Source organism: Paractinoplanes tereljensis (genome assembly GCF_016862435.1).
Classification (GTDB): Bacteria; Actinomycetota; Actinomycetes; order Mycobacteriales; family Micromonosporaceae; genus Actinoplanes; species Actinoplanes tereljensis.
The window spans coordinates 51,294-77,327 of sequence record NZ_BOMY01000022.1 but is presented as its reverse complement, the minus strand read 5'-3'; the positions used below and the strand labels follow the sequence as shown (position 1 = coordinate 77,327).

Annotated in this window: 19 protein-coding genes; 13 read left to right on the top strand and 6 right to left on the bottom strand. The window is 72.5% G+C overall.

Annotation, left to right across the window (positions count from 1 at the left end):
- Positions 1-95 precede the first annotated feature (95 nt).
- From Ate02nite_RS15580 to Ate02nite_RS15570, 3 genes are all read left to right on the top strand, one after another.
- Entirely contained in the window at positions 96-1,586 is a 1,491-nt protein-coding gene (locus Ate02nite_RS15580; RefSeq protein ID WP_239147434.1) for a DHA2 family efflux MFS transporter permease subunit, read from the top strand.
- Between the two features lie 106 nt (positions 1,587-1,692).
- Positions 1,693-3,945 carry an Hsp70 family protein gene (locus Ate02nite_RS15575; protein ID WP_203805977.1) on the top strand — a complete coding sequence of 751 codons (2,253 nt, stop codon included), beginning with the start codon at positions 1,693-1,695 and terminating at the stop codon, positions 3,943-3,945.
- Between the two features lie 48 nt (positions 3,946-3,993).
- The gene (locus Ate02nite_RS15570; protein ID WP_203805975.1) at positions 3,994-6,324 is read left to right on the top strand and encodes an Hsp70 family protein; all 2,331 of its coding nucleotides are present in this window, start codon (positions 3,994-3,996) and stop codon (positions 6,322-6,324) included.
- Here Ate02nite_RS15570 and Ate02nite_RS15565 read toward each other — a convergent pair.
- Entirely contained in the window at positions 6,321-7,829 is a 1,509-nt protein-coding gene (locus tag Ate02nite_RS15565; protein WP_203805973.1) for a dynamin family protein, read from the bottom strand. The two genes, Ate02nite_RS15570 and Ate02nite_RS15565, sit on opposite strands and share 4 nt — an antisense overlap.
- On the bottom strand, positions 7,826-9,709 hold the full coding sequence (locus tag Ate02nite_RS15560) for a dynamin family protein (protein WP_203805971.1): 1,884 nt from the start codon (positions 9,707-9,709) through the stop codon (positions 7,826-7,828). Before Ate02nite_RS15560 ends, Ate02nite_RS15565 begins: the two co-directional genes overlap by 4 nt.
- A 77-nt stretch (positions 9,710-9,786) precedes the next feature.
- Between Ate02nite_RS15560 and Ate02nite_RS15555 the strand changes: the two genes are divergently transcribed.
- Positions 9,787-9,936, top strand: a complete 150-nt coding sequence (locus Ate02nite_RS15555) for a hypothetical protein (RefSeq protein WP_203805969.1) — start codon at positions 9,787-9,789, stop codon at positions 9,934-9,936.
- Positions 9,937-10,036: 100 nt separating this feature from the next.
- Here Ate02nite_RS15555 and Ate02nite_RS15550 read toward each other — a convergent pair whose 3' ends face one another.
- Entirely contained in the window at positions 10,037-10,567 is a 531-nt protein-coding gene (locus Ate02nite_RS15550) for a TetR/AcrR family transcriptional regulator (RefSeq protein ID WP_203805967.1), read from the bottom strand.
- A gap of 81 nt (positions 10,568-10,648) precedes the next feature.
- Here Ate02nite_RS15550 and Ate02nite_RS15545 point away from each other — a divergent pair, with 81 nt between their 5' ends.
- Positions 10,649-11,659, top strand: coding sequence for an aldo/keto reductase (locus Ate02nite_RS15545; protein ID WP_203805965.1), 1,011 nt, complete (start codon positions 10,649-10,651; stop codon positions 11,657-11,659).
- Between the two features lie 9 nt (positions 11,660-11,668).
- Here Ate02nite_RS15545 and Ate02nite_RS15540 read toward each other — a convergent pair whose 3' ends face one another.
- Positions 11,669-12,532: an AbfB domain-containing protein gene (locus Ate02nite_RS15540; protein WP_203805963.1), complete on the bottom strand. Its 864-nt coding sequence runs from the start codon at positions 12,530-12,532 to the stop codon at positions 11,669-11,671.
- A gap of 230 nt (positions 12,533-12,762) precedes the next feature.
- Here Ate02nite_RS15540 and Ate02nite_RS15535 point away from each other — a divergent pair, with 230 nt between their 5' ends.
- The 6 genes from Ate02nite_RS15535 to Ate02nite_RS15510 all read left to right on the top strand — a co-directional run bounded on the left by Ate02nite_RS15535 (position 12,763) and on the right by Ate02nite_RS15510 (position 22,177).
- Positions 12,763-13,779: a hypothetical protein gene (locus Ate02nite_RS15535; protein WP_203805961.1), complete on the top strand. Its 1,017-nt coding sequence runs from the start codon at positions 12,763-12,765 to the stop codon at positions 13,777-13,779.
- Positions 13,780-13,908: 129 nt separating this feature from the next.
- Positions 13,909-14,823: a DUF5995 family protein gene (locus tag Ate02nite_RS15530; RefSeq protein WP_203805959.1), complete on the top strand. Its 915-nt coding sequence runs from the start codon at positions 13,909-13,911 to the stop codon at positions 14,821-14,823.
- A gap of 55 nt (positions 14,824-14,878) precedes the next feature.
- Positions 14,879-15,757, top strand: coding sequence for an ABC transporter ATP-binding protein (locus tag Ate02nite_RS15525; RefSeq protein ID WP_203805957.1), 879 nt, complete (start codon positions 14,879-14,881; stop codon positions 15,755-15,757).
- Positions 15,754-16,413, top strand: a complete 660-nt coding sequence (locus Ate02nite_RS15520) for an ABC transporter ATP-binding protein (RefSeq protein ID WP_203805955.1) — start codon at positions 15,754-15,756, stop codon at positions 16,411-16,413. The genes Ate02nite_RS15525 and Ate02nite_RS15520 overlap by 4 nt, the downstream gene beginning before the upstream one ends.
- Positions 16,410-19,520: an FtsX-like permease family protein gene (locus tag Ate02nite_RS15515; RefSeq protein WP_203805953.1), complete on the top strand. Its 3,111-nt coding sequence runs from the start codon at positions 16,410-16,412 to the stop codon at positions 19,518-19,520. Before Ate02nite_RS15520 ends, Ate02nite_RS15515 begins: the two co-directional genes overlap by 4 nt.
- A complete protein-coding gene (locus Ate02nite_RS15510; protein ID WP_203805951.1) occupies positions 19,517-22,177 on the top strand; it encodes an FtsX-like permease family protein in 2,661 nt (886 codons plus the stop codon). Before Ate02nite_RS15515 ends, Ate02nite_RS15510 begins: the two co-directional genes overlap by 4 nt.
- A gap of 4 nt (positions 22,178-22,181) precedes the next feature.
- On the opposite strand, the gene Ate02nite_RS15505 is transcribed toward Ate02nite_RS15510, so the two are convergent.
- Positions 22,182-23,150: a pectin acetylesterase-family hydrolase gene (locus tag Ate02nite_RS15505; protein WP_203805949.1), complete on the bottom strand. Its 969-nt coding sequence runs from the start codon at positions 23,148-23,150 to the stop codon at positions 22,182-22,184.
- Positions 23,151-23,199: 49 nt separating this feature from the next.
- Between Ate02nite_RS15505 and Ate02nite_RS15500 the strand changes: the two genes are divergently transcribed.
- Together Ate02nite_RS15500 and Ate02nite_RS15495 are read left to right on the top strand one after the other, a co-directional pair.
- Positions 23,200-24,447: a sensor histidine kinase gene (locus tag Ate02nite_RS15500; RefSeq protein ID WP_203805947.1), complete on the top strand. Its 1,248-nt coding sequence runs from the start codon at positions 23,200-23,202 to the stop codon at positions 24,445-24,447.
- The gene (locus Ate02nite_RS15495; RefSeq protein WP_203805945.1) at positions 24,444-25,091 is read left to right on the top strand and encodes a response regulator; all 648 of its coding nucleotides are present in this window, start codon (positions 24,444-24,446) and stop codon (positions 25,089-25,091) included. Before Ate02nite_RS15500 ends, Ate02nite_RS15495 begins: the two co-directional genes overlap by 4 nt.
- Here Ate02nite_RS15495 and Ate02nite_RS15490 read toward each other — a convergent pair.
- Entirely contained in the window at positions 25,088-25,714 is a 627-nt protein-coding gene (locus Ate02nite_RS15490) for a GntR family transcriptional regulator (RefSeq protein WP_203805943.1), read from the bottom strand. The two genes, Ate02nite_RS15495 and Ate02nite_RS15490, sit on opposite strands and share 4 nt — an antisense overlap.
- Positions 25,715-26,034: the final 320 nt, after the last annotated feature.

The following is a 26,034-nucleotide window of genomic DNA, read 5'->3' as shown; positions in this document are numbered from 1 at the left end:
GGCGCGTAAGCGCCCCCCTTCAGTTTGTGCGGCGCCGAGTCGAAGCCCACTGGGAAGAGCCCTCTGTTCCCGTCCGCTCGTGAAAGGCGTTGGTCTTGAGTACCGCAACCGAACTGACCCCACCGCCCTCGGCCACCGCCCCGCCCGGCGGCAGCGGCCGCTGGTGGTCCCTGGTAGTACTGGCCATGGCCCAGCTCATGGTGGTGCTGGACGCCACCATCGTGAACATCGCGTTGCCCACCGCCCAGGCCGACCTCGGCTTCTCCGACGCCAGCCGGCAGTGGGTCGTCACCGGTTACGCCCTCGCCTTCGGCAGCCTGCTGCTGCTCGGCGGCCGGCTCTCCGATTACTTCGGCCGTAAGCGCATGTTCCTCATCGGCCTCATCGGTTTCGCCCTGGCGTCCGCACTCGGCGGCGCCGCCAACGGCCTCGAGATGCTGATCATCGCGCGTGCCCTGCAGGGTGCGTTCGGTGCCGCGCTCGCTCCCGCGGCCCTGTCGCTGCTGTCCACCACCTTCACCGAGCCGGCCGACCGTGGCAAGGCGTTCGGCATCTTCGGCGCCATCTCCGGCGCCGGCGGCGCCGTCGGCCTGCTGCTCGGCGGCGTGCTGACCGAGTACGCGTCGTGGCGCTGGTGCCTCTACGTCAACCTGATCATCGCGGCCATCGCCGTCGTCGGCGGCCTGCGCAAGCTGCAGGACGAGAAGATCATCAACCCCAACCGGATCGACATCCCGGGTGCGGTCGCCGCCATCGTCGGTCTCGTCGGCCTGGTGTACGGCCTCGGCAAGGCGGAGACCGACGGCTGGACCGCCGCCGCCACCCTGATCCCGATCATCGTCGGTGTGGTCGTGCTGATCGCCTTCGTCTTCATCGAGCTGCGGGTGCCGCACCCGCTGCTGCCGCTGCGCGTCGTGCTCGACCGCAACCGGGGTGGCTCGTACGCCTCGATCGGTATCGCCGGCGCCGGCATGTTCGGCATCTTCCTGTTCCTGACCTACTACCTGACCCAGTTCCTCAGCTTCACCCCGATCCAGACCGGCCTGGCGTTCCTGCCGATGCTCGGCGCGATCATGCTGTCCGCCACCACGGCCGGCTCGATCCTCACCCCGAAGGTCGGTCCGCGCCCGCTGGTTCCGGTCGGCGCCCTGATCGCGGCCGGGGGCATGGCCTTCATGACCCGCCTCGACCTGGACTCGACGTACGCCTCCGGCGTGCTGCCCGGCCTGCTGGTCATCGGCCTCGGCCTCGGCCTGGTCTTCGCCCCGACGCAGAACGCCGCCACCAGCGGCGTCGAGCACGCCGACGCGGGCGTCGCCTCGGCGATGGTCAACACCATGCAGCAGATCGGCGGCTCGATCGGTACCGCCCTGCTGAGCTCGTTCGCCGCGTCCGCCGCGACGAACTACATGGTCGGCAAGACGCCGTCGGCGCTGGTCCAGGCTCAGGCGCAGCTGTCCAGCTACCACACCGTGTTCTGGTGGTCGTGCGGCTTCTTCCTGCTGGCCGCGGTCGTCTCGGCGGTCCTGTTCCGCACCGGCCCGCTCGACGTCGACCCGGACGCCCCGAAGGCCATGGCCCACTGACGGTGTTTTGATCCCGATCGACGATCCCCGGTCACGCTTCGGCGTGGCCGGGGATCGTGCATTTGGGGGATCGGGGCAGCAGGGCGTGGCCGCTAGCGTTTCCGTTGTGGGCGAAGCCGTGATGGTCATCGACTTTGGCACGTCGACGTCGTCGGCCGCGCTGGTAACCGGCGACCGGGTACGGCTGGTCAAGGAACCGGGCAGCGGCTTGTGGTCGTGGCCGTCGGCGGTCTGCCGGGACGGGGACCGGCTGCTGGTCGGTACGACGGCGGAGCGGCGCAAGCGCACCGATCCGGCCGGTTATCGGGCCGAGTTCAAGCGAGATCTGGGCCAGCAGGCGCCGATTCCGCTCGGCGACCGGGACTACCGGGTGGAAGAGCTGGTCGCTGCCCTCTTGACGGCTCTGCGGGAGCAGGCCGGTGAGCCGGTGCGGCGGGCGCTGCTGACGGTTCCGGCCTCCTACCGGCCCGGGGATCCGCGGCGGGCGCTGATGATCGCGGCGGGCGAGGCGGCCGGGTTCGACGACGTGGAACTGCTGGCCGAGCCGGTTGCGGCGGCGCTCGGGCCCCTTTCCGGTGACGGTTTCGGGATCGGCGACACAGTCCTGGTCTACGACTTCGGGGGCGGGACGTTCGACGCCGCGCTGGTCCGGTTCACCGGCGCCGGCCGTGAGGTACTCGGGCACGCGGCGCTCGATGACTGCGGTGGGCGTGACATCGACGCCCTGCTGATCGAGCATGTCCGGGACAGCGGCGGCGATTCCCTGGCCGAGGCGCTCGCTGTCCCGGCCGATGCGCCGCGGGCCGTCCGGATGCGGCTGGGCCTGCAGTTCGCGGACTTCGCGCGGGTGATCAAGCATCAGCTCAGCGAGGTCGACGAGGTCGAGGACTTCGTGTCGCACCTGGCGCCGCCGTCGCGGGTCGACCGGTCCGAGCTGACCGCGTTGGTCGCGCCGGTGCTGGCCCGCACGCTGGACTGCTGCCACCGGCTGCTGCGCGAGTGTGGGGTCGTGCCGGCGCAGCTCGCCGCGGTGCTGCTGGTCGGCGGAACGTCCCGGATGCCGGTCGTCGCCGATACCGTGGCTCGTGAGCTGGGCCGGCCGATCCGCCGCCCCGAGGACCCGGACCTCGCCGTGGTGCAGGGCGCCGCCGCCGACGCCGGGCAGGGCGGCACGCGGGTCCTCCGAGCGATGCTGGCAACGCCGGGTCGCGACCGGTTGCGCTGGAAGGGCCCGGCCGTGAGCCGGCTCGCCCGCGTCCTGACCGGAGCCGGCGAGGGGTACGCGGCGGGCGAGTCGCTGGCCGTCGTGCGTGACGGCGACGACCGCCTCTGGACCCTCACGGCGCCGCCGGTGGCCGGAACGATCCGGGAGTGGACGGTTCCGGTGGGTGCGCACCTGCCGCCGTTGGATTGGTCGGTGGATGTCACCTCGGCGGGACCTCGGCTTCGATTCAAAGTACCAGCCTTTGCGCGGATCTTCAACATCGAACCGGAGACCGGACGTCGCGTGGCCTTCAGCCCGGATGGTCGCCACTTGGTGGCCGCGGCCGTTTCCTGGGCGCGGGTATGGGACTGGGAGAGCGGCGACACCGTCTGGGATCTGCAGCGGAACTTCCAGGGAAACATGTACTGGTCGGTGGCCGTCGGCCCGGACGGGCGTCAGGTGGCCGTCGCCGGCGGACCGGGCGTGATCGTGTGCGACGCCCGGACGGGCGAGCAGCTGTACGCCCTCGACCACCCTGATGTGATCAACGACGTGGCCTTCAGCCCGGACGGCCGCTGGCTAGCCGGAGTCGCCAAAGACGGCGTCGCTGTTCTTTGGGAAGCTGCCACCGGCGTCCGTGCTCGCACATTTCCGCACGAGCTCACTTTGTACGCCGTCGAGTTCAGCGCGGACGGGAATCAGCTGATCACCTCCGCCCTCGAGCACACTCACGTGTGGGACCTGGCGACCGGAAACAAGGAGTATCTCGTGGACCGCGCTGGCTGGTTCGCGCTCAGCCCGGAGGCGTCGCACATCGCCCTAGCGAACAGCTCGTCGTTGACGATCGTGACGGCTGACGGCGAAGCCCAAGAGGTCGCGTCGGTAAAGGCCAAAGACCCGTATTCCCCTACCGAGACGAGCTGGGTACGCCCAGCCTTCAGCCCCGACGGCCGGCTGGTCGCCGCGGGTAAGGGCAGTGACGTCCGGATCTACGACGCCCGGTCTCGCGGAACGCTGCGCGAATTGGGCACCATCAGGACCAAGACCACGGTGACGTCGGTCGCGTTCAGTCCGGACGGCCGCTTTCTCGCGGCGGCCTGCGACAACTGGATCCGGGTCTACGAGGTGGCCGAGCCGGTCGACGAGCCGGAGTAACCGCACGGGGGATCGGGTCGGATGTTCCCGCCGATTAGCGTTTCCCGCGTGGGCGAAGCCGTACTGGTCATCGACTTTGGCACTTCGACGTCGTCGGCCGCGCTGGTCTCCTCCGACGGCCGGGTGCGGCTGATCAAGGAGCCGGGCAGCGGGTCATGGTCGTGGCCGTCGGCCGTCTGCGCCGACGGGGACCGACTGCTGGTCGGCACGACGGCGGAGCGGCGCAAGCGCACCGACCCGGCGAGCTACCGGGCCGAGTTCAAGCGAGATCTGGGCCAGCAGGCGCCGATTCCGCTCGGCGACCGGGACTACCCGGTCTCGGCGCTGGTAACGGCCCTGCTCGCGGCGTTCCGCGAGCAGGCCGGAGAACCGGTGCGGCGGGCGCTGCTGACCGTCCCGGCCTCCTACCGGCCCGGGGATCCGCGGCGAGCATTGATGATCGCGGCGGCGGAGGCGGCCGGATTCGACGACGTGGAATTGCTGGCCGAGCCGGTTGCGGCGGCGCTGGCACCGCTTTCCGGCGAGGGCTTCGGGGCCGGGGACACCGTGCTGGTGTACGACTTCGGAGGCGGGACGTTCGACGCCGCGCTGGTGCGGTTCGGCGGCGACAGCGGTAACGAGGTGCTCGGGCACGCGGCCCTGGATGACTGCGGTGGCCGTGACATCGACGCCCTGCTGATCGGGCACGTCCGCGACAGCGGGGGCGCCGAGCTGGCGGAGGCACTCGCCGTGCCGGCCGGTGCGGCTCGCGCAGTCCGGATGCGCCTGGGACTGCAGTTCGCCGACTTCGCCCGGGGCATCAAACACCAGCTCAGCGACGTCACCGAGGTCGAGGACTTCGTGTCGCACCTGGCACCGCCGTCCCGGGTCGAGCGCGCCGAGCTGACCGCGCTGGTCGCGCCGGTGCTCGCCCGCACGGTGGACTGCTGCCGGGAACTGCTGCGCGGCTGCTCCGTCGCCGCCGACGCGGTGACCGCGGTGCTGCTGGTCGGCGGAACGTCCCGGATGCCGGTCGTCGCCGACACCGTGGCCCGCGAGCTTGGCCGGCCGATCCGCCGACCTGAGGACCCGGACCTCGCCGTCGTCCAGGGCGCCGCCGCCCACGCCGAAGGGGACACCGGCCGTGTTCTCCTTGGCATGCTGGAGGCGCCCGGCCGGTCCCGGCTGCGGTGGCATCCGCCGGCCGGCAGCTCCCTGTCGCGGATCCTGATTGATGCCGGCGAGAAGTACGCGGCGGGCGCGCCCATGGCCGTCGCCAGGGACAGCGATGACCTGCTCTGGACCCTCACGGCGGGGTCGGCGGCCGGCACCGTACGGGATTGGATCATCCCGGCTGGGGCGCTGCTGTCCGCGACGGACTGGCCGGTCACGGTCACCTCGGCGAACCGGCCGATTCGGCTGCACCGGTCCGGCACCATCAATCGGGTGTTCGATGTCGGGGACGCGCGTTCCGTCGCATTCAGCCCGGACGGCCGGTGGCTGGCCGGCGGTGGGCGGGGCGTGCGGGTGTGGGATCACGCCGAACGTCGCCTCCTGCTGACGCTGTCGGGGAGCACCGGATATCTCCTCGATCCCGTGCGATTCAGCCCGGACGGTCGGCGGCTGGCGGCCGCCGACCGGGAGTTCCTGCAGGTGTGGGACCTCGCAACGGGAGACCGGATGCTGTCTCTGGAACACTCGGCCACGGTTGATGATGTGAACTTCAGTTCCGACGGCCGCTGGATGGTCACCGCCTCGGACGGCGCGGCGGTCATCTGGGAAGTGGCCACCGGCGCACGAGTCCGAACGATGACTCACGAGTACCCTCGCGAGGACTTCCGCCGGAAGGGCTCCCGCAGCCTGACCGAACGACTGCGCGGTCGGCCAGCGAAGATCAAGCGTCCCAACGTCTACACCGTCGCGTTCAGCCCGGACACGAGCGTTCTTGTCACCGGTAGTAATGAGGTCCATCTGTGGGATGTGGCCAACGGTGAACAACTCGGCACTTTCGGCAACGCCGGCGACGTTGCCGTCAGTCCGGACGGGCAGCAGTTCGCTACGGCCGGCTACAACCCGCTCAACATCTGGACCAACGGCCCTGAGCATGCGGAGGCCGCCGGCACTCGGATGGAAGCGAACGCGTTAGCACTGGACAGTACCGACTACGGCTGGGAATGCCCGGTATTCAGCCCGGATGGCAGGTTCCTCGCCGTCGGCTGGGCTCGCAGCATCCGGATCTTCGATGCGCAATCCCGGGGTCGTCTCGACGAGCTTGCCGAGACGCGTGTCGACGCCACGGTGAGGTCACTCGACTTCAGCCCGGAAGGCGAGTACATCGCCGCGGCCTATGGCAATCACGTCGCGATGTGGACGATCGGCGTACCGGTGGACGAAACCTAGGCCCGCAGTTGCGTGGCCAGACGTTCGTAGCTGCGCCGCACCACCTGCACCGCGCGGCGGCTGCGGCCGGCGTACGACGGGTCGAGGTCGCGTTCGGCCCACTCGGCCAGACGTTCGCGGGCTGCCTCGGCCAGCCGGTCCGGCGGCGTGCCGGATGGCAGGCCGAGACGGTCGGCGGCGGTGGTGCCGTATTCGCCGGTTACCCGGAGCAGGTCGGCGGCGTCCTCGGCGGTGAAGGTCAGTCCGCCGTCGTAGTAGTGGCGTAGTACGCGCAGTTCGGCGAAGGCGTGTTCGTCCTGCTCCAGAGTGAGCAGCGGGGACATGGTGTCGCGCAGGTCGAGCGTCGAACCCAGCTGGTAGGCCTGGTCGAGGGCGCCGCGCAGCTTGATCAGATCGCCCCGGTTACCGAAGTGGTCCACCAGCAGGCGCTTCAGGCCGGTCATGCCGCTGCGGGCGGTCAGCTCGGTGCGCAGTAGCTCCTCAGTGTCGATGCCGTCGCGCAGCAGCGAGCAGGCCAGCACGATGCCGTACTGGCCGAAGCGGCGCAGCAGGGCGGCCCGGCGGCCGGCGTCGAGCGGCAGGTCGTCGTAGTCGCGGGTGGCGAAGTACGGGCCGCGGCGCACCCGTTTCTCCAGGATGTCCGGCTCCACCTCGGCCAGGGCGACCAGATCGGCGTACTCGTCGGTGGTGAACGTGGCCGCGGCCGAGCCGACCAGGCTGGCCACCGGGCGCACGTCGAACAGCAGGCGGCGGGCGCCGGGCGCGCTCATGACCCGCTCGGCGAGTCGCCGGCCCTCAGCCATCGGATCGGCGGCCTGCGGCCAGCTCAGCTCCACCTTGGTCAGCGCCGCCACCGTGGTGATCGGCCCGCCGCCACCGAAGTCGGGCCCGACGAAATCCGACAGCATCTCGTCCTCGTTGGCGGCCAGGCCGCGGGCGAACACCACGATCAGGGCATCGGCCTTGCGGGCGTGCGCGGCCGACTCGGCCCGCACGTCGTCGCCGGTGCGGCCGAGAAACCGCAGCGTGTTCTGCGAGTCGGCGTGGAACACCGAGTCCAGGCCGGGGGTGTCGATCAGGTCGAAGGACCGCAGGTACGGGTTGGGATCGGTGACCCGCAGATAGTCGATTGCCCGCAGGAGCCGCTGGTGCTCCTGGTCGCCGTCGCGGGCCCGTACGGTCAGCGCGGTGAGTTCGTCCGGATCGCGCCGCGAGGGCGGCCGTCCGTCGGTGAAGTGCACGGTCAGTTCGCGGCGCGGGCCGTGGCTGAGCCAGTTGACGTTGAAGGTGAGTTCCTCCACGCCGGTGGGCGCCAGATCGCCGCCGAGCAGCGCGTTCGCGAGGGTCGACTTGCCGGAGCTGACCCGCCCGACCAGCGCGACCCGCATCGGCTCGGTCAGGCGGGTCAGATGCTCGGTGAGGGCGTCGTGCACCGGCCTGGGCGCTACCGTCGCCCGGGCGGCCTCGAAGGCCGCGACCGCGCGTGCTCGCAGGTCGCCGCTCATCCGTCGATGACGCTGGTCAGCTCGGCGATCCGCTCCCGTACGGCGATCAGTGGTGCCTGTTCGGCAGTCAGTTCGGCCGTCCGCAGCCTGGCCTTCTCCTCGGTGGCCTCGCGGGCCGCGGCCAGCCGGGACAACCGGTCCCGGAGGGTTTCCTGTTCTCGGGCGAGGCGGCTGTCGAGCTCGGCGGTCATCGCCCGGCTGAACTCGCGGACCAGGTCCGGCACGGCGCCCGCGACGTGCCGGCGCTGCTCGGCCTCGACCGGGCGCAGCTCCTGTTGCAGGCTCTGCCGCCGCCCCTGCCGTTCGGCCCGGCCCTCGTCCTGCCGGCTGCTGCGGTAGCCGGCGGTGCCGCCGAGCAGCCCGCCGAGCGCCGCCCCGAGGACCGTTCCGACGCCGGGGATCGGGACGAGCAGCGTGCCGAGGAAACCGCCGACGGTACTTCCGATGCCGCCGCCGAGGCTGACGTCGCGCAGCCGCCGTTTGACCGGGTCGCTGCGGTACTCCTGGTACAGGTCGCCGCTGAACCGCAGGGGCGGCACGTCGGGGGCGGGCAGCCGGCCGAGCCGGGCCGAGCCGAGGTCGAGGCCGTGCCGGTCGGTGAAGTCGCCGAGCAGCTGTGCGGCGGCGCGGGCAGCCTGCTCGTTGAGCTCGCCGATGACCTGGGCGGCGTCCGCGGTGAGCTGGCCGACCAGTCGATCGGGGTGGAACAGGTACGCGTCGTCGCGGAGGTATTCGGTGATGAAGACGTGCCACACCTCGTCGAGCCGGCGCTGGCCGGTCGCGGTCAGGCTGCGGCCGAGGTCGCCGGTCTGCGCGGCCAGGTCGCGCCGCCACGAGGCCGAGTCCTGGCGCAGCTCGGTGAGGCGGTGCTGCCGCTGCTCGGCCTGCGCGGTCAGATCGGCGACGCGCTGCTTGGTGTCGTCGGCGAGCGCCTCGATCTCCTCGGTGATCGGCACCAGCAGTGCCCGCGCCGAGCTCTCCAGCTCCAGCAGCGCGCCGCCGAGGAGCCGCCGGATCCGCCAGCGGGCCAGCGCGGTCCACAGCCGTGCCTCGAACTCCCCGAAGTTGCTCAGCTCCAGATCCTCCTCGTCGCCGCCCTCGAGGTAGTCGCGTTTCGCGTGGGCCGAGACCGGAGTGATCACCACCTGATCGGCCGGGCGGTCCAGCGCTGCGGCGATCTTGTCGCGGGTGTTGGCCAGGATCGCCGTGAAGTCGCCGGTGTCGGTCTTGGTGAGCACGAATTGCAGGGCTTCGAGCGAGTCACCGGCCGCGACCGCCCGCGCGGCCCGCCGGAGGAACCGCAACTCGCTCTCCAGCAGCGGCTGGGTGGCGTCGGCGACGAACACCACCGCGTCGGCGCTGGGCAGGAACGCCATGGTCGCGGCGGTGTGGTCCTGGTAGACGCCGCCGACACCGGGAGTGTCGACCAGGGTCAGCCCGGACGCGAGCTTCGGGTTGGGGGTCTCGACGGTGATCAAGCGGGCACGGCGGCCGTTGCGCGGGTTGGCACCCTCGGTCACGTAACCGGCGATCTCCGCGCGGCCGATCGGCACGGTTTCGGTGCCGGCGTCGGTCTCGACCAGGGCGGTGATCTCCTCGGCCGGGCCGTACGAGACCGTGGTGACCGTGTTGGTGGCGATCTCGCCGGCCTCGGGGAACAGCTGGGGCGCCCGCCACTCGTCGAGCAGCGCGTTGAGCAGGCTGGACTTACCGCGTTTGAACTCTCCGCAGACCACCACGGTGAGCCGGCCGTCGACGACCCGGTCGCGGGCGGCCTCGAGGCGCACCCCGGTCGCGGTCGCGCCGCGCCGGGCGGCCGCCGCCCTCAGGTCCGGAAACAACGTCAAAATCTGCTCGCGTACGGCGTCGAAGTCCCGCATGCGTCCATCATTCGATGGTGAGCACGCAGAGTGAATCACCCCTTCCGGTGTCACCGAGGATCCGGGAGGCTGGTGACATGTCCGACCCGGAAGAGGAGACGGTGGTCGAGTTCCCGGACGGGACCGAGGTCACCGACCCCGACGAAGATGCCCAGGGTTACGTGTACGAGACCCATGACGACTACCTGCACGGCGTGGATCCGCACGTCGTCGACGACGACTGGTGAAGCTCTGACCTTCGGATCCCGGCCGCCCGGCCGCCGCCGAGGGTCCACGTCGGACGGTCCGGCCGACCACACCCTCGACATCGGCGACGACTGCTGAGGCTCAGCCTCGGAGGATGCGGCGGCCGGCGGCCAGCAGGTGGTCGTGGAAGTCCTCGTTGTCGAGGCCGGCCACGGCCGGGTCGGCGCCCGCCATCATCAGGCCGCCGGCGATGACCGCCATCCGCACCCGGCTGCCCGGGTCGGGGGCGAAGCCGCCCAGCAGGCGGCGGATGCGCTGCAGGTCGCGCAGGGCCGGGTGGGCCCGGACCAGCCGGACCACCACCGGGTCGAAGCCGAGCGTCGCCGCCATCTTGCGGTAGTCGACCACCAGCTGGACCACGCCGGCCAGGACGGATTCGACGCGGGCCGCGTGGCCGCGCTGGGACTCCGCCTCGTCGGCGACTTCGCCCAGCCGATCCAGGGCCGGGGCGATCACCGCCAGGGCGAGGTCGTCCATGGTCGGGAACTCGCTGTGGACCGCCGCCTTCGTGACGCCCAGGCGGTCGGCGATCATCTGCGGCGACGTGCCGCTGACGCCGTGCTCGGCGAACAGGTCGAGCGCCACCACCAATAAACGCTCCCGTGCCGGCATGCCCGGATCCTAACCGCCGTCCTTGACCTGGAGTGCGCTCCAGCAAATAGCTTCGCCCTATTACTGAAAGGCGGACTTGGCATGCAGACGATCGAACTTGGCCGTACGGGTACGCAGGTGAGCCGGCTCGCTCTGGGCGCGATGCAGATGGGCAACGCCACCAGCGAGGCGGACTCGATCCGAATTCTTGACCGCTACCGCGAGATCGGCGGATCGTTCCTCGACACCGCCGACTGCTACGAGTGGTGGGCCACCCGGGACAGCCGCGGCGGGGAGAGCGAGGAACTCCTCGGCCGCTGGATGCGCGCCGGCAACCGGCGCGAGCAGGTCTTCCTCGCCACCAAGGGCAGCGCGCTGCCGCACTACTCGCCCGACCTGTGGGCCGCCGACGGCACCCCGGACTGGGAACTGGCCCGGCGCACCTTCGCCGGGGCGGGCGCCAAGACGCTGCGCGACGCGCTCGACGGCAGCCTGCGCCGGCTCGGCACCGACCACGTCGACCTCTACTACATCCACGTCGACGACCTGGGCACGCCGCTCGAGGAGACCCTGGAGGCGCTGGCCGGGCTGGTGTCGGCCGGCAAGATTCGCTACCTGGGCTGGTCCAACGTGCGCACCTGGCGGCTCGAGCGGATCCGCGGGCTGTGCGAGCGCAACGGCTGGCCGCTGCCGGTCGCGGTTCAGCAGCAGCACAGCTACCTGCGCCCGAAGGCGGGCGCGGAGTCGGCCTCCATCGTCGGCGCCGAGCAGCTCGACTACCTGCGCGAGCACGCCGACCAGACCCTGGTGGCCTACTCGCCGATCCTGAAGGGCGTCTACGCCTCGGCGGCCAAGCGGACCGGCCACTGGATGATGGCGAACTACGCCGGCCCGGACGCGGACGCCCGGGTCGCGGCGGTGGAGGAGGTGGCCGCCGAGGTCGGCGTCACCCCGAACCAGCTGGTGCTGGCCTGGCTGATGCAGCAGACCGCGCCGCGGGTGCTGCCGCTGATCGGGCCGCGCACCATCCAGCAGTTCGAGGACGCGGTGCCGGCCCTCGACGTCAAGCTCACCGGCGAGCAGCTGGACCGGCTGGACAGCGCCGGGGCATAAAGCGGGCGCCTAAAGGCCCTGCACCACAAATTTGGTTCCCGCGCCCTGGTCCAGGTGGATGAGGTCGTCGCCGCCCAGGTGCAGGGCGCGGTCCGGATAATTGAGGGATTCCAGAACAACCGCGCCGCCGCTGGTGGACTTCGGGCAGAAGGTGGCGTCCCGGTTGAACAATTCCTGGTCGCGGCGGCTCTGCTGCTCCAGGCGGAGCACGAAGTTGCGGTGCCGCAGGAAATAGCCCGGATAATTAACTGATTCGAGGGAAACGCACCCGGCGCCGGCCAGTCCGGTGCGGACGACGAAGGTGGAGTCGGCCTGGTCGAGCGCCGAGGTGATCCGGTCGGCGCGGGCGACGAAGTTGCGGTGCCGCAGCCGCACCCCCGGCCGGCCCTCGATCTCCAGGCCGACCCGGCGGCCGGCGACCAGGCCGACGGCGGCCGGCGTGGTGGGGGCGGCGGTGGTGGTGGGCGCCGGCGTGCGCGAGGGCGTCGCCGTCGGCTTCCGGGTGGTCTGCCCGGCGGCCACCGGCAGGGTCTTCGTCGGCAGGATCACCGCGGGAGCCGCAGAACTGCTGGCCGGCAGCGGTAGCAACGAGACCGGGGTGAGCGGCTCGTAGGACGGGAAGACGATGTCCTGGGCGACCTGGCCGGGCTGCTCACCGTCGCCGATCAGGATCAGCGCCAGGATGCCGGCCACGCCGGTGACCACGGCGACCCCGCAGGCGAGCAACACCCGGTGGGCCCGCTCGGAGTCGGCCGGGGACCGGGCCGGCAATCGGGGGCGGTACGGGATGAGCGCGGTGGAGGCCGGAGCGGGAGCCTCCTCCCGGAACCAGCCGCCGACCCGGAGGTGGTCCATCTCGTCGTCGTGGGGCATGCAGCATCCGCTCCTACGGCCGGCGACCTAAGGCACTCTTAAAGTCTCGAAAAGGCATTGTTGCGGCGAAAGCGGTTAATGACAAGGGTGAGATTTAAGCCCATCTTTGGACGGCTTCCCGATCGTCTCCCCGGGAATCGAACCGTCGACCGGTGTAGCTCCGTATTGACCATCGACGCCATACGCAGCCGGGCGCAGGGGGTGCCCGGCCGTACCAAGGAGACGATCGCGTGGACGGCTCCGCCTCGAGTGATCTCGACACCGGTTCCCTGCCCAACATCTCCGACTACTGGCCGGACGCTCCGCATCGGATGAGCCCGGAAGCCGACTGGTATCCCGACGACAGCGAGCCGACGGCGGACTTCCCGCCGTACACCCCGGAACCGCCGGCCGACCACCTGATCGGCCCGCCGCCCCGGTCGCGCGGCCGCGGCCTGCGGCTTTTCCTCGCGGCCCTGGCCGCGGTGGTCTTCGTCGGCGGCAGCGGCCTGGTGCTGGCCCGGATGGTGCTGAACCGGGACAACCCGGTCGCGCAACCGGCTCCGGAGCAGCCGGACGTCGCGGTGACCGACCCGGACAACCCGCCGGTGTCGGTCCAGCCGTCCCCGGCGGCCAGCGCGACGCCGTCGCCGAGCGTCTCGGCCGCCGCCACCGCGCTTCCGTTCACCTCCGGCACCTTCGAGCTGTCCGGCAACGTGGTCGAGCTCAACGTGACGGTCGCCGATCTGGGCTTCGAGCCGGTGAAGTTCAGCACCCCCGACGGCAGCGGGCTCGCGCCGCGGCTGAACCTGGACGGCGGCACGGTGAAACTGGACCCGCGGCCGGACGGCAGCAAGGGCAACGGCCGGGTAGACGTGCAGCTCAACAGCAAGGTCACCTGGTCGATCCGGATGGCCGGCGGGGTGACCCGGGGGAACTTCACCCTGGGCGACGCCAAGCTGCGCCGGATCGACCTGGACGGCGGCGCGACCCGGATCACCATGGTGCTGCCCACGCCGGACGAGACGATGCCGTTGCGGATGACCGGCGGCGTGAACACCTGGCAGATCACCACCCTGAAGAAGGTGCCGCTGAGCGCGCTGCTGCGCCAGGGGGCCGGCGAGGTCTCGCTCAACGGCAAGAAGGTCCGCAGCCTCAAGAAGGGCGCTTCGGTCCGGGCTGACGGCGGCGCCGGCGTCGAATCGGGCGGGTTCGGCATCGACGCGGTGGCCGGGATCGGCACGCTGACGGTCGGACCGGCCGCCTGACCGACATTTCCGTCGTGCCCACGGCGGAAAGTCATCGGTTCAGCACTTTGGGGGATGTGGCGGATCTCGTGCGGACGGGTTGCCGACAACGTGCTGGAAAGGCGGTGCCCAGGTGCTCACCCTATTGACATGACGACAACGTTCGACCGGGCACTCGTGCACGGCAGCGCCGACACGCTCCGGGAGAAGCGGACCCAGCTTTCCGCGCTGGAGATTCCGAAGGGGCGCGGCTGGGACCCGATGCGGGACCGGATGGCCGAGGTGCTGTCCACCCAGCCGCAGGGCATCACCGCGGTGATCGACAAGCTGGTCATCACCCAGAAGGTCCTCGACGAGCTGCCGCCGAGTCCGGCCAACAACCGGGTCTCGGCCTTCAACGAGCTCTATCTCAAGATCACCCGCCGGGTGGACGGCGCGCTCACCGCCGGGGACGAGGTCAACTCGCCCGATTTCCTGGAACTGCTCGACGTCGAGTTCGCCAAGCGGTACTTCGCCGCGCTCAACCTGTGGAACCTCGACGACGAGGACACCCCCGACGTCTGGGAGGTGCTCTTCAAGCGTGGTCATGACACGCGCATGTCCAAGCTCACCGCGGCCATGCTCGGCGTCAACGCGCACATCAACCACGACCTGGCGCTGGCGCTCATCGGCACCTGGAACGAGTTGGGCGCGCCCACCGACGACCAGATCCACCCCGACTATCTGCTGGTCAACGAGATCTTCTACCAGGAGACCCCGGGGCTGCGGCGCGGCTTCGCCACCGACTGGCAGAACGAGATCGACGAGTTCGTCGGCCCGCTCGACGACTGGTCGCAGCGCATCCTGGTGCGGGTCACCCGGGCGCACGCCTGGGACCAGGGCCGGGAGATGTGGGAACTGCGCAACAACGAGAAGGACTTCGAGGCGGCCCGGCGGGCGATGGACCGGTCGGCGTCACTGATCGCCGAGTGGGCGATCTTCGGCGACCGGGTGGTCACCATCTCCGGCTGGGGCGTCACCGGCACCCTGTCCCTGATCCGCCGGGCTTTAGGCCAGGACGACTGATCATCCCCGTGCGGCCCGGTTGTAGGGTGAGGCGCCGCACGGGGAGGAGAGGGCTTTGCCGGAATTCGGCGCCGAGGCGCTGATCGTGTGCGAGAGCCTGGTCCGCATCTACCAGACCGGGCCGGTCGAGGTGCAGGCCCTGCAGGGGCTCGACCTGATCGTGGAGAGCGGCGAGATGGTCGCCGTGGTCGGCGCCTCCGGGTCGGGCAAGTCGACGCTGCTGTCCATCCTCGCCGGGATCGACGCGCCGACCGCCGGCCGGGCCCGGGTCGGCACCTGGAACCTGCTGTCGATGTCCCGCACCGACCGGGTGCGCTACCGGCGGCACACCGTGGGCTTCGTCCGCCAGCAGACCGCCAGCAACCTGATCTCCTACCTGACCGCCCGGCAGATGGTCGACCTGCCGATGACCGCGGCCCGGGTCCCGGCCAAGACCCGTAAGGACCGCAGCCTCGAGCTGCTGGGCCTGCTCGGGGTCGCCGACTGCGCCGACCGTAAGCCCGGGCAGCTGTCCGGCGGGCAGCAGCAGCGGGTCGCCATCGCGGTGGCGCTGGCCAACAAGCCGCAGGTTCTGTTCGCCGACGAACCGACCGGCGAGCTGGACACCGCCACCTCGGCCGAGGTGTTCGGCGCGATGCGCGACGTCAACCGGGAACTCGGGGTCACCGTCGTGGTGGTCACCCACGACCCGGCGGTCAGCGGCCAGGTCGAGCGCACCGTGGCGATCCGCGACGGGCGCACCAGCAGCGAGGTGCTGCGCCGCACCGCCACCGCCGACAACGGCGACACCCACGTCATCGCCGAGGAGTACGCCGTGATGGACCGGGCCGGACGGGTGCAGATCCCGGCCGACTACCGCGAGGCGCTCGCCCTGACCCGCCGGGTCCGGCTCGCGCTGGAACCCGACCACGTCACGATCCGGCCCGACGCATGACCCTGTTGACGGTGGCGGGGGTGTCCCGCAGCTTCGGCGACGTGCGCGCGTTGCAGGACATCTCCTTCGAGGTCGAGCCGGGCACCATGGTCGCCCTGGTCGGCCGGTCCGGGTCGGGCAAGACCACGCTGCTCAACGTCATCGGCGGCCTGGACCGGCCGGACGAGGGCACGGTCACCGTGGACGGCGTCGAGGTCACCGCCCTGGACGAGGACGGCCTGTCCCAGCTGCGGCGCGACCGGGTCTCGTACGTCTTCCAGACCTTCGGTTTGATCCCGGTCCTGTCCGCCGCCGAGAACGTCGGCGTGCCGTTGCGCCTGGCCCGGGCCAACCGCGCCGACCGGGAGCGCCGGGTCGAGCTGCTGCTGGACCTCGTCGGCCTGGCCGGGCACGCCCAGCAGCGGCCCGGCGAACTCTCCGGCGGGCAGCAGCAGCGGGTCGCGATCGCCCGCGCCCTGGCCGGCTCGCCCCGGCTGCTGATCGCCGACGAACCGACCGGGCAGCTCGACGCCGAGACCGGGCTGGCGGTGATGGGCCTGATCCGCGGCGTGGTCGAGTCCGAGGGCGTCACCGTGCTGGTCTCCACCCACGACCCGGTGATGATGGCCCTGGCCGACCGGGTCATCACCATCGCGGACGGCCGGCTGACCACGTGATCGCGCTGCTCACGCGGCGCGCGCGGGCGCAGTGGCCGCTGCTGCTCAGTCTGCTCGCGGTGCTGGCGCTCGGCGCCACCCTGCTCGGCACCTGCGCGCTGCTGGTGACCCGCACCTCGGAACGGGCGGTGGAGGTCGCGGCGTCCCGGGCCGACCCGGACGACGTGCGGGTGACCGCGTACACGGTGACCATCGCGGCGGCCGACGCGCGGTCGGTCGCGGCCGACACCCGGGCCGTGCTGACCTCGGCGGTCGCGCCGTTCACCGCCACCACCGCCACCCGGGCGTCGTCGATCATGCGGATCCTGCCGTCGCACACCGACGACAAGCGGAGCCTGCTCAGCGAGGCCTACCTGTCCGGCGGGGACGGGCTGCGCGACCAGGCCCGGCTGATCGGCGGACGCTGGCCGGACCGGGCCGGCGAGACCGCTCTGTTCGACAACACCGCCCGCCTGCTCGGGCTGACCGTGGGCAGCCGGGTCCACCTCGGGCCGGAACTGGGCCGCGACCCGGCGCCGCCGATCGACCTCACCGTGGTCGGGGTGGTGCATCCGCTGCCGGACGCCGGCTGGGACCGGGACCCGCTCGGCGGGACCGGCTTCGACCCGGACCCCAAGGACGCCGTGTACGCCGAGGACGTCAACGCGTACGGGCCGTTCCTGGTCACCCTGGACGACCTGCTGGCCAGTGGCTCCGCTCTGGACCGGCTCGAGGTCACCGCCCGGCCCGACCTGTCCGACCCGACCGGAGCCGACCTCGACCGGCTCCGCACCTCGGTGAGCGGCGCCGACCGGCGACTCGGCGGCGTCCTCGGCGAGCGGGTCGAGATCGAGCGGGTCGCGTCGCCGCTGCCACAGACCCTGTTCGACGACCGCAGCCAGCAGGAACTCACCGCCGGGTCGGTGCTCGCGCTGGCCCTGATCGGCATCCTGCTAACCGCGATCGCGCTGGCCCTGGCCGGGCGGCTCACCACCGGCGTACGCGCCGAGGAGAGTGCCCTGCTCACCTCCCTGGGCACCAGCCGGGGCCAGGCGGCCGCCGCCGCGGCCGTCGAGGCCGCCGCGCTGGCCGTGCTCGCCGCCGCGATCGCCGTTCCCGCCTCGTCGGTCCTGCACAGCCTGCTCACCCACGTGCAGCCGCTGGCCGGGGCCGGGCTCGCCGCCCGGCCGGCCGTCACCGCCGGGCAGGTGCTCGCCGTCGGCTGCGGTGCCGTCGCACTGGCCCTGCTGCACATCGGGCTCGCGGTGCGTCCGGTCACCGTCAGCGGCGAGCGGCACGGGCGGCGCGAACTGCTCGCCCGGTCCGGCGCCGACCTGCTCCTGTTCGCCCTGGCCGCGGTCGGCTGGTGGCAACTGCGGGCCCAACCGGCCGGCTCCGACTCGCGGGCCGACGCCGTACGCGTTCTCGCGCCCGCCCTGCTGCTGACCGCCGGCACCGCGCTGACCCTGCGGATCCTGCCGCCCCTGCTGCGCCAGGCCGAACGACTGGCCGGGCAGGCCCGCGGCCTCGTCCTGCCGCTGGCCGCCTTCCAGGCCGCGCGCCGCCCGCAGGCGTACGCCGCCGGTCTGCTGATCGGCCTGGCCTGCGCGGCCGCCACCTTCGGCACCGCGTTCGGCAGCACCTGGACGGTCTCCCAGCACGAGCAGGCCGACCTGTCCGTCGGCACCGACCTCGCCCTCACCCTGGACGCCCCGCCGGTGGCCGGGCAGAGCGCGACGGTCGCGGCGGCCACCGGCGGCGTGATCAGCCCGGTCGCCGACCGCAACATCGCGGTCGGCCAATGGCTCGGCGGGTCCGGCGCCTCGCCGCGCCTGGTCGCCATGGACACCCGGCACGCGCCGGAGCTGCTGCGCGGCCGCGACTCGGACTCCGTCGCCGACGGGCTCACGCCGGCCACGGCGGTGACCGGCCCGCTGCTGCCGGCCGGCAGCACACCGACGGTCACCGGCACCGCCACCCGGGACACCTCCGTGCTGGTCACGCCCCGGCTGCTGCTGCAGGACGAGGCCGGGCTGCGGACCGCCTGCAACGGGACCCCGATCGTGCTCGACGGCCGGCCGCACCCGATGCCGGGCTGCGTGCCGGTGGCCGGCCTGCGACTGGTCGCCGTCGCGCTGCCGGTCACCGGCGGCTGGGAGGGCCGGCCGAACAGCGGCATCGACGTCACCCTGACCCTGCCCGGCGCGACGGCGTCACCGGCCGGTTGGTCCGCGCGGGCCGCCTCGGCCGAGTCCGGCCAGCTCACCGAACCGATGGTGGCGGCGACCGGGAATCGGCTGCGGTTCCAGGCGAACGTGCAGTTCGCCGACCCGACCGACCTGAGCCGGGTGCTGATCGCGACGACCTTCGACGATCCCGGGCCGGTGCCGCTGGCCGTCTCCGCCCGCTTCGCCGCCGATGTCAGCGCCCGGCCCGGCGCGAAGCTGAGCCTGACCTACGGCCTCACCCCGATCAACGCGGTGGTCACCCGGATCGTGCCGGCCATCCCGTCCGCACCCGGCTCGCCCGCCGTCCTCGCCGACGTGGACACCCTGTCCCGGGTGCTGGTCACCCACGGTGACCTCGACTCCCCGGTGACCGGGTGGTGGGCCGGGCATCCGCGGTCCGCCGACGGCCTTCAGATCGGCCGGATCACCACGCGTACGGGGGAGACCGCGCGCCTGGTCGGAAGCCCGCTGCGCGCCTCCCTGCCGGCCGTGCTGAAGGTGCTGGTCGCCGCGGCGGTGGCGCTGCTGCTCGGCGGGGTGGTCCTGCACGTGGCCTACGACGTGCAGTTGCGGGCACTCGAGGTAGCCCGGCTGCGCGGGCTCGGCATGTCCCGGCGCGACATCCGGGCTGCTCTGCTCGGCGAGCACGCCGCTGTCCTGGTGCCGCTGATCGTCGCCGGTGCGGTCGTCGGTGCCATCGCCACCTGGGCGGTCGCGCCGCTGCTGATCCGCTCCGACACCGGCGCCGCCCCGATGCCACCGGCCGCCGCGCATTGGCCGTGGGGCGCGTTCGGCGTACTCGCCGCGGTCCTGATTTTCGGGGCTGGGTTTGCGGTCGCTGTCGTCGTCACCGTGCAGGCCCGCCGGGCCGACGCCGCGCATCTGCGAGTCGCATCATGACCACTCTGCACCGGCTTTCGCTTCATTGGCCCAGCGTCAAGGGCCGCGCCCGCGCCGATCTCGGGCCGTTGCTGCTGGTCGCCGGGGTCGTCCTGGTCATCACGCTGCTCGCCGCGATCGTGCCGCCGCTGATGCGCACCACCGCCGACGAGGCGGCCCGGGACGCGATCCGGCGGGCCGGGCCCGACGCCGCCGTCCAGGCCGAGGCCCGGTGGGAGGACGACTACGGGCCGAACGGCGGGCGGGTCCGCTTTCCGGCGCTCGCGGACGACGTCAACGACCTGAGCACCCGCGCCCAGGAAGCGCTCGACCCCGCGCTGCGAGCCATCCTGCGGCCGCCGGTCACCACCGCCACCAGCGTCACCCTCGCGGTCACCGACGGCAGCGTCCAGCGGCATTTCCAGGTCGACTACCTGCGCACCGACAGCGGCGGCCCGGCCGTCACCTGGACCAGCGGCAAGGCACCCGAGGCCACCCGGGACGACGCCGTGGAGATCCCGCTCAACGGGCCGAAGTGGGAGGTGCAGGTCGGGCTCTCCGAGGCCGAGGCGGCCACCATGAAGCTGCGCCCCGGCGACCACGTGCCGGTCCAGGACGACCTGCGCACCCCCTACAACGTGCTGGTCAGCGGCATTTTCCGGCCGGCCGACCCGGCCGACCCGGCCTGGCAGACGGTCCCGTGGCTGCTGGCGCCGTCGTCTGGTCTGGACGGCGCCGGCACCACCCGGTTCGGCGGCCTGATGACCGCCGAGTCGCTGCCCGACGGCCGCCTCGCGTTCCTGCCGGACCAGCTGCAGCGCACGGTCTGGTTCGCCGCCGACCCGGACCGGATCACCTGGGAATCCGCCCAGCAGCTCGCCGCCACCGCCGCCGCGCTCAAGGCCACCTCCGCCTCATCGGGGGAGCGTGACGACTCGCTCAAGTGGGACACCGGGCTCGACCGGGTGCTGCGCGCCGTCCGCGACCAGGTGAACGCCGCCTACGCGCAGGCGTCCGTGCTGCTGATCGCGGTCCTGGCCGGGGCGGTGCTGGTGCTGCTGCTCGCGGCCGACCTGCTGGCCCGCCGCCGGGACGCGGCCCTGGCCGCCGCCCGGCAGCGCGGCGCCGGACTGCCCAGCCTCGCCGCCGAACTGCTTATCGAGTCGCTGGTGGTGACCGTGCCGGCCGCGGCACTTGGCCTGCTGCTGTCGTATCTGGTCGCCGGCGACGCCGCACTGCTCTGGGCCGCCCCGGTCGTGGTGTGTGCCCTCCTCGCCGGCCCGGGATTCGGCGTCCTCGCCGCGGCCCGGGCCACCCGCGACCGGCGGGCCCCCGCCAACCGGTCCGCCCGCCGCCGGCAGCAACGCCTCGAACAGCTGCGCCGCGCCGCGATCGACACCGCCGTCCTGACCGCCGCCGTCGGTGCGGTCGTCGCCCTGCGCCAGCGCGGCATCGCGGCCGGCGCGGACACCGCCCTGCCCGCGAGCGCGCCCACCCTCGGCGCGGTGGCCGGAGCGCTCCTGCTGCTGCGGCTGATGCCGGCCGGCACCGGGCTCGCCCTGCGGCAGGCACTGCGCTCGCGCCGCCCGCTCGCCGTGTTCGGCGCAGCCCGGGCCGCAGCCACCGCCGGCCGGGTGCTGCCGCTGCTGGTGCTCACCGCCACCACCGCGCTGGCCGGGTTCGCGGTCACCCTCGACGTCACCACCGCGCGCGGGATGGCCGACGGGGCCCGGCAGACCGTCGGCGCCGACGCCCGCCTCGACGTGGCCCCCGACGCGATCGGAACCCCGCAACTGGCGGCCCGGATCGCCGCCGCACCCGGGGTCACCCACGCGGTGGCCGCGCAGGTGACCGACGTCGTGCGGGTGATCGCCGACAACACCGCCGTGACGCCCGCCCTCGTCATCGTCGACACCGCCGCGTTCCGGCAGCTCAAGCCGTCGGTCACGCCGGTCTCCGGGTTGCGCGCGCTGGTCCGCTCCAGCGACGGCAGCCTCCGCCCGGGGATGACGATGCGGCTGCGCGTCGACGACGACACCCAGCCCGTCGAGGTCACCGCGGTCGGCATCGCACCCGCCATCGGCGACGCTACCGACGTGATCGTGCTGGACGCCACGGCCGGCCTGCCGTACACGCCGAACACCGTGTGGGCCACCGGTCCCGGAGCCGCCGCCGCGGTCTCGTCGGCGGCGGCCGGCGGGCACGTCCTGATCCGGGCCGACGTGCTCGACGACCGCCGGACCGCGCCGCTCAACTCCGGACTGCACGCCCTCAACTGGGCGGTCGCCGTGACCCTGCTGGCGCTGGGCCTGCTCGGGTTCGCGCTGGCCGCCGCGGCAAGTGCCCCGGCCCGCTGGGAGACCCTGGCCCGGCTGCGCACCCTCGGCCTGCGACCGCGCGACACCCACCGGGTCGCGGCCGGCGAGCTGCTGCCGCCGGTGCTGGCCGCCGCGGTGTTCGGGCCGCTGCTCGGGATGCTGCTGGTGGCACTGACGTTCGGGCCGCTCGCGCTGCGCACGCTGACCGGCCAGACCGCCGACCCGGCCACGGTGGTGCCGTGGTGGATGTTCGCCGGAACGGCGGTCGTGCTGCTCGGCGCGCTGATCGCGGTGGTGGCTGCCGAGGCCGTCACCCGCCGGCGCCGCAGACTCGGCGAGGTGCTGCGGGTCGGCACCTGACCGGTCACGGGCCACACTCCGTGCAGTGCACGTCGGCGGGCGGCTTGCCGGTGACCAGATCCTTGAGCCAGTCGACCAGTCGGACCCCGTTCACCGTCGTCCCGTAGAACTTGTCGAGCTCGAAGATCTGATGGTCGGCGCCCGGTGCGGTGTAGCTGTGCAGGGTCACCCCGGCGGCCTCGATCGTCGCCTCGTTGCGGTCGATGGTGGCGAGCAGGCTTCCGTCCATCCATCGGGTCACCTCCCGCGACGCGTGCGGGTCGTAGGCGAAGTCGAAACGCGCCAGCACCAGGCCTTTCTGAATCCAGAAGCGAGGCACGGTACGGCCGTCGACCGCCGCGCCCCACTGCGCCTCCAACAGGTCGGACGTCAGCGCGGGGCTGTCCGGCCAGGCACCGGACTGGGCGCCGAACACGATGACCTTGGCCTTGGGCAGCCGGTTGGCGACCTCGCGGCCGTAGAGCGGGGCCGCCACCGAGCCCGCGGTCTTGCCGACCACGACGACCTGGGTGGCGTCGGGGTAGCGGGCGGCGAGGTAGTCGAGCGCGGCGGTGCCGTTGGCGTAACCGTGGTGCAGGCCGCTGGTGCCCAGATGCGCGTCGCCGGTGCAGGAACTCACGTACAGGTACGAGTAGCCGGCGAACGGGTTGTCGGATCGGGTGGTGTCGAACAGGCCGGCCCGGTTCTCCGGATCGGTGCCCACCAGGCTCCAGTCGTAGTTGTCGTTCTCGCCGTGTTCCCCGGTGAACGCGCAGCTTGCCGCGTCCCAGCAGACCCCACCCCCGTTCAGGAAGAACACCACCTTCTTCGCGTCGGCGCGCCGCTCCCAGAAGGCGAACGGGCTGCCGTCGGCGCAGTGGCAGTCGGCGGCCGCCGCGATCCGGGTCCACTCCAGTTGCCGGCGGGCGGCGGCGTGGCAGCCGCCCAGGAGAAGGGTCAGCGCGGCCAGCATGGTCAGCACGCGTTTCGTCATGCCGGACAGGCTGCCCGCGGCCCGGCCCGGCGCACACCTGCCTGCGGTCATGTCCCCGACCCTGACTTTCGACGGGTTCCCGGGCGGCGGCGCCACCGCCTACGGTGAGCCGGTGGATCCCCTACGCCGACCGAGCATCCAGGACGCCGCGCTCGCCGCCCTGCTGCTCGCCGGCTCGATCCCGGGCGCCGGCGACGAGCGGCGCTGGGTCCCGATCGGCGTCTGTGTCGCCGCGGTGGCGGTGCGCCGCCGATGGCCGCTTCCCGCGCTCGCCGCGGCGGTGGTCGCCACCGTGGCACACATGGCGATGGCAGCCGCGCCGGTGGCCGCCGACCTCGCCGTTCCGATCCTGCTCGGCACGATTGCCGTCTACCGCCGCCCGGCGGTGTCGCTCGCCCTGCTCGGCGTGGTGCTGGCCACGGCGACCGCCTGGTCGGTTCATGTCTCGCTGGACGGTGAGCGGGACGGCTGGGTCTATAGCGGACCGTGGGGCGTTGGGGGAGAGGAACAGCCGCCGGCCGGTCCGGGCCGGGGCGGGCAGGGTGCGCCGACCGGGCCGACGTCCTGGGGCGGGCTTCCCGTCCTCGGCTCCCTGCTCTCGGTGGCCTGGGCGGTCGGGTGGGGCGAGCGCAGCCGCCGCGCCTACCTGGCCGAGCTCGCCGCGACGCAGGCCCGGGAGCGGGACCGGCAGGCCGCCGAGGCGGTGGCGGCCGAGCGGGCCCGGATCACCCGCGAGCTGCACGACGTGGTGGCGCACGGCCTCGCGGTCATCGTGATGCAAGCCCAGGGCGGCGCGGCCGCGTTCGCCAAGCGGCCGGCCGACACCCTCACCGCCCTCGACACCATCGTGACGACCGGCCGGGCCTCGCTGGCCGAGATGCGCCAGGTGCTGTCCACCTCCTCGGCCGCGGGCGACCCGGGCCTGGCTCAGCTGTCCGCCCTGGTCGACCAGGTGCGGCAGGCGGGCACCCCGGTCGAGTGGCACGTCACCGGATCACCTCGGCCGCTGCCCACCGGCGTGGACGTGTCGGCCTACCGGATCGTGCAGGAGGCCCTCACCAACACGATGAAGCATGCCGGCCCGGGCGCCCGCGCCACCGTGCTGGTGTCCTACGGAGACGCGCTGACGCTCGAGGTCGGCGACGACGGCTCCGGGGCGGCGCCGCCGGGCACCGGCAACGGCCTGCGCGGCATGCGGGAACGCGCCGAGCTGCTGGGCGGCTCGGTCACCGCCGGCCCTTGCCCGGACGGCGGCTATCTGGTGCTTGCTCGCCTCCCGCTGGGCGTCCAGAAATGATCAGGGTGCTTCTCGTCGACGACCAGACCCTGCTCCGGGCCGGCCTGCGGATGCTCCTGGAGAACGCCGACGACATGGACGTGGTCGGCGAGGCCGGCGACGGCGTCGCCGCCATCACGCTGGCCGCCGAGACGAGACCCGACGTCATCCTGATGGACGTCCGGATGCCCGAGGTCGACGGCATCGAGGCCACCCGCCGGATCAGTGGGCCCCGCATCCTCATCCTGACCACCTTCGACCTCGATGAGTACGTTTATGCCGCGCTCCGCGCGGGCGCCAGCGGTTTCCTGCTCAAGGACACCCTCGCCGCCGACCTGCTGTCCGCCATCCGCGCGGTGGCCCGGGGTGACGCCATCGTCGCGCCGTCGGTGACCCGGCGCCTGATCGAACGGCACATCGGCTCGTCCGGCGACCCGCTGCCGCGCACCGAGGCGGAACTGCGCGTGCTCACCGACCGGGAACGGGAGGTGCTCGAACTGATCGCCCGCGGCCGGTCCAACGCCGAGATCGCCGGCCGGCTGTTCCTGACCGAGGGCACGGTCAAGGGCCACGTCAGCCGCATCCTGACCAAGCTCGGCCTCCGCGACCGCGTACAGGCAGTGATCTTCTCGTACGAGTGCGGCCTGGTCCGGGCCGGTTCCTAAGCCGGGCCGCCCAGCTGGTCGATCGAGCGAAGCGCTTCGATGACGCTGGCGATGTGTTCGCGCATCGATTCCTCGGCCACCTTCGGGTCGCCGTCGCGGATCGCCGCGATGATGCGCTCGTGCTGTGGCAGCGACGTCTGCGGCCGGCCCGGCAGCAGCGACAGCACGAACTGGTGCCGCACCAGCTGGCCGCGCAGCGTGCCGACGATGCGGTCGGCGGTCTGGTGGCCGGCGATCTGCCGGATCAGGGCGTGCAGCCGCGAGTTGAGGTCGCTGTACCGCCGGTATTCGCCGGCCTCGACCGCGCGGCGCATCAGCAGGCCGATCTCGTCCAGCTCGGACGCTTGCTCGGCCTGGACCCGCTCGGCCGCACGCGCGGCGATCAGGCCCTCGACCACCATGCGCACCTCGGTGATCTCGACCGCCTCGTCGAGGGACACCTTGCGCACCTGGGCGCCCCGGTTGCGCTGCACCTCGACCAGGCCCTCGGCGGACAGGTCGGTCAGCGCCGAGCGCACGTTGAACCGGCTCGCCCCGAATCTGGTCATCAACTGCGCCTCGACCAGCCGCTCGCCGGGCAGGAACTCGCCCCGCAGAATCGCCTCGCGGAGCGCGTCACTCACATGCCGACGGTCACCGTCGCGCTCAGCCATCGATCTTCGTCGTCCCTGTGCTCGTTGGTTCGCACAGGATACTCAACCCGGGCCGGGCGACGGCACCACCGCCCGAGCTCCGGGTTCCGGCGGCAGTCGTCCAGTTGGGCTTGCTGCCGGTCAGCCCCGACGGCAAGGTTGACCGCCGAGGGCTGCCGGCCCTGATTCGCCGCTCGGGCCGGCGCCGACGACCCCCGCACGCCGGCCGAGGAATTCTTCGCCCGCGCGGTTGCCGACGTTCCCGGGCTTCCCCGAGCCGGCGTGCGGGACAGCCTCCTGGGCATCGCATG

Coding starts and splice junctions, on each gene's coding strand:
- Ate02nite_RS15565 (WP_203805973.1), bottom strand. CDS start 7,829: ATGAGCGGCGACCTGCGAGCACGCGCGGTCGCGGCCTTCGAGGCCGCC.
- Ate02nite_RS15560 (WP_203805971.1), bottom strand. CDS start 9,709: ATGCGGGACTTCGACGCCGTACGCGAGCAGATTTTGACGTTGTTTCCG.
- Ate02nite_RS15555 (WP_203805969.1), top strand. CDS start 9,787: ATGTCCGACCCGGAAGAGGAGACGGTGGTCGAGTTCCCGGACGGGACC.
- Ate02nite_RS15550 (WP_203805967.1), bottom strand. CDS start 10,567: ATGCCGGCACGGGAGCGTTTATTGGTGGTGGCGCTCGACCTGTTCGCC.
- Ate02nite_RS15545 (WP_203805965.1), top strand. CDS start 10,649: ATGCAGACGATCGAACTTGGCCGTACGGGTACGCAGGTGAGCCGGCTC.
- Ate02nite_RS15540 (WP_203805963.1), bottom strand. CDS start 12,532: ATGCCCCACGACGACGAGATGGACCACCTCCGGGTCGGCGGCTGGTTC.
- Ate02nite_RS15530 (WP_203805959.1), top strand. CDS start 13,909: ATGACGACAACGTTCGACCGGGCACTCGTGCACGGCAGCGCCGACACG.
- Ate02nite_RS15520 (WP_203805955.1), top strand. CDS start 15,754: ATGACCCTGTTGACGGTGGCGGGGGTGTCCCGCAGCTTCGGCGACGTG.
- Ate02nite_RS15510 (WP_203805951.1), top strand. CDS start 19,517: ATGACCACTCTGCACCGGCTTTCGCTTCATTGGCCCAGCGTCAAGGGC.
- Ate02nite_RS15505 (WP_203805949.1), bottom strand. CDS start 23,150: ATGACGAAACGCGTGCTGACCATGCTGGCCGCGCTGACCCTTCTCCTG.
- Ate02nite_RS15500 (WP_203805947.1), top strand. CDS start 23,200: ATGTCCCCGACCCTGACTTTCGACGGGTTCCCGGGCGGCGGCGCCACC.
- Ate02nite_RS15495 (WP_203805945.1), top strand. CDS start 24,444: ATGATCAGGGTGCTTCTCGTCGACGACCAGACCCTGCTCCGGGCCGGC.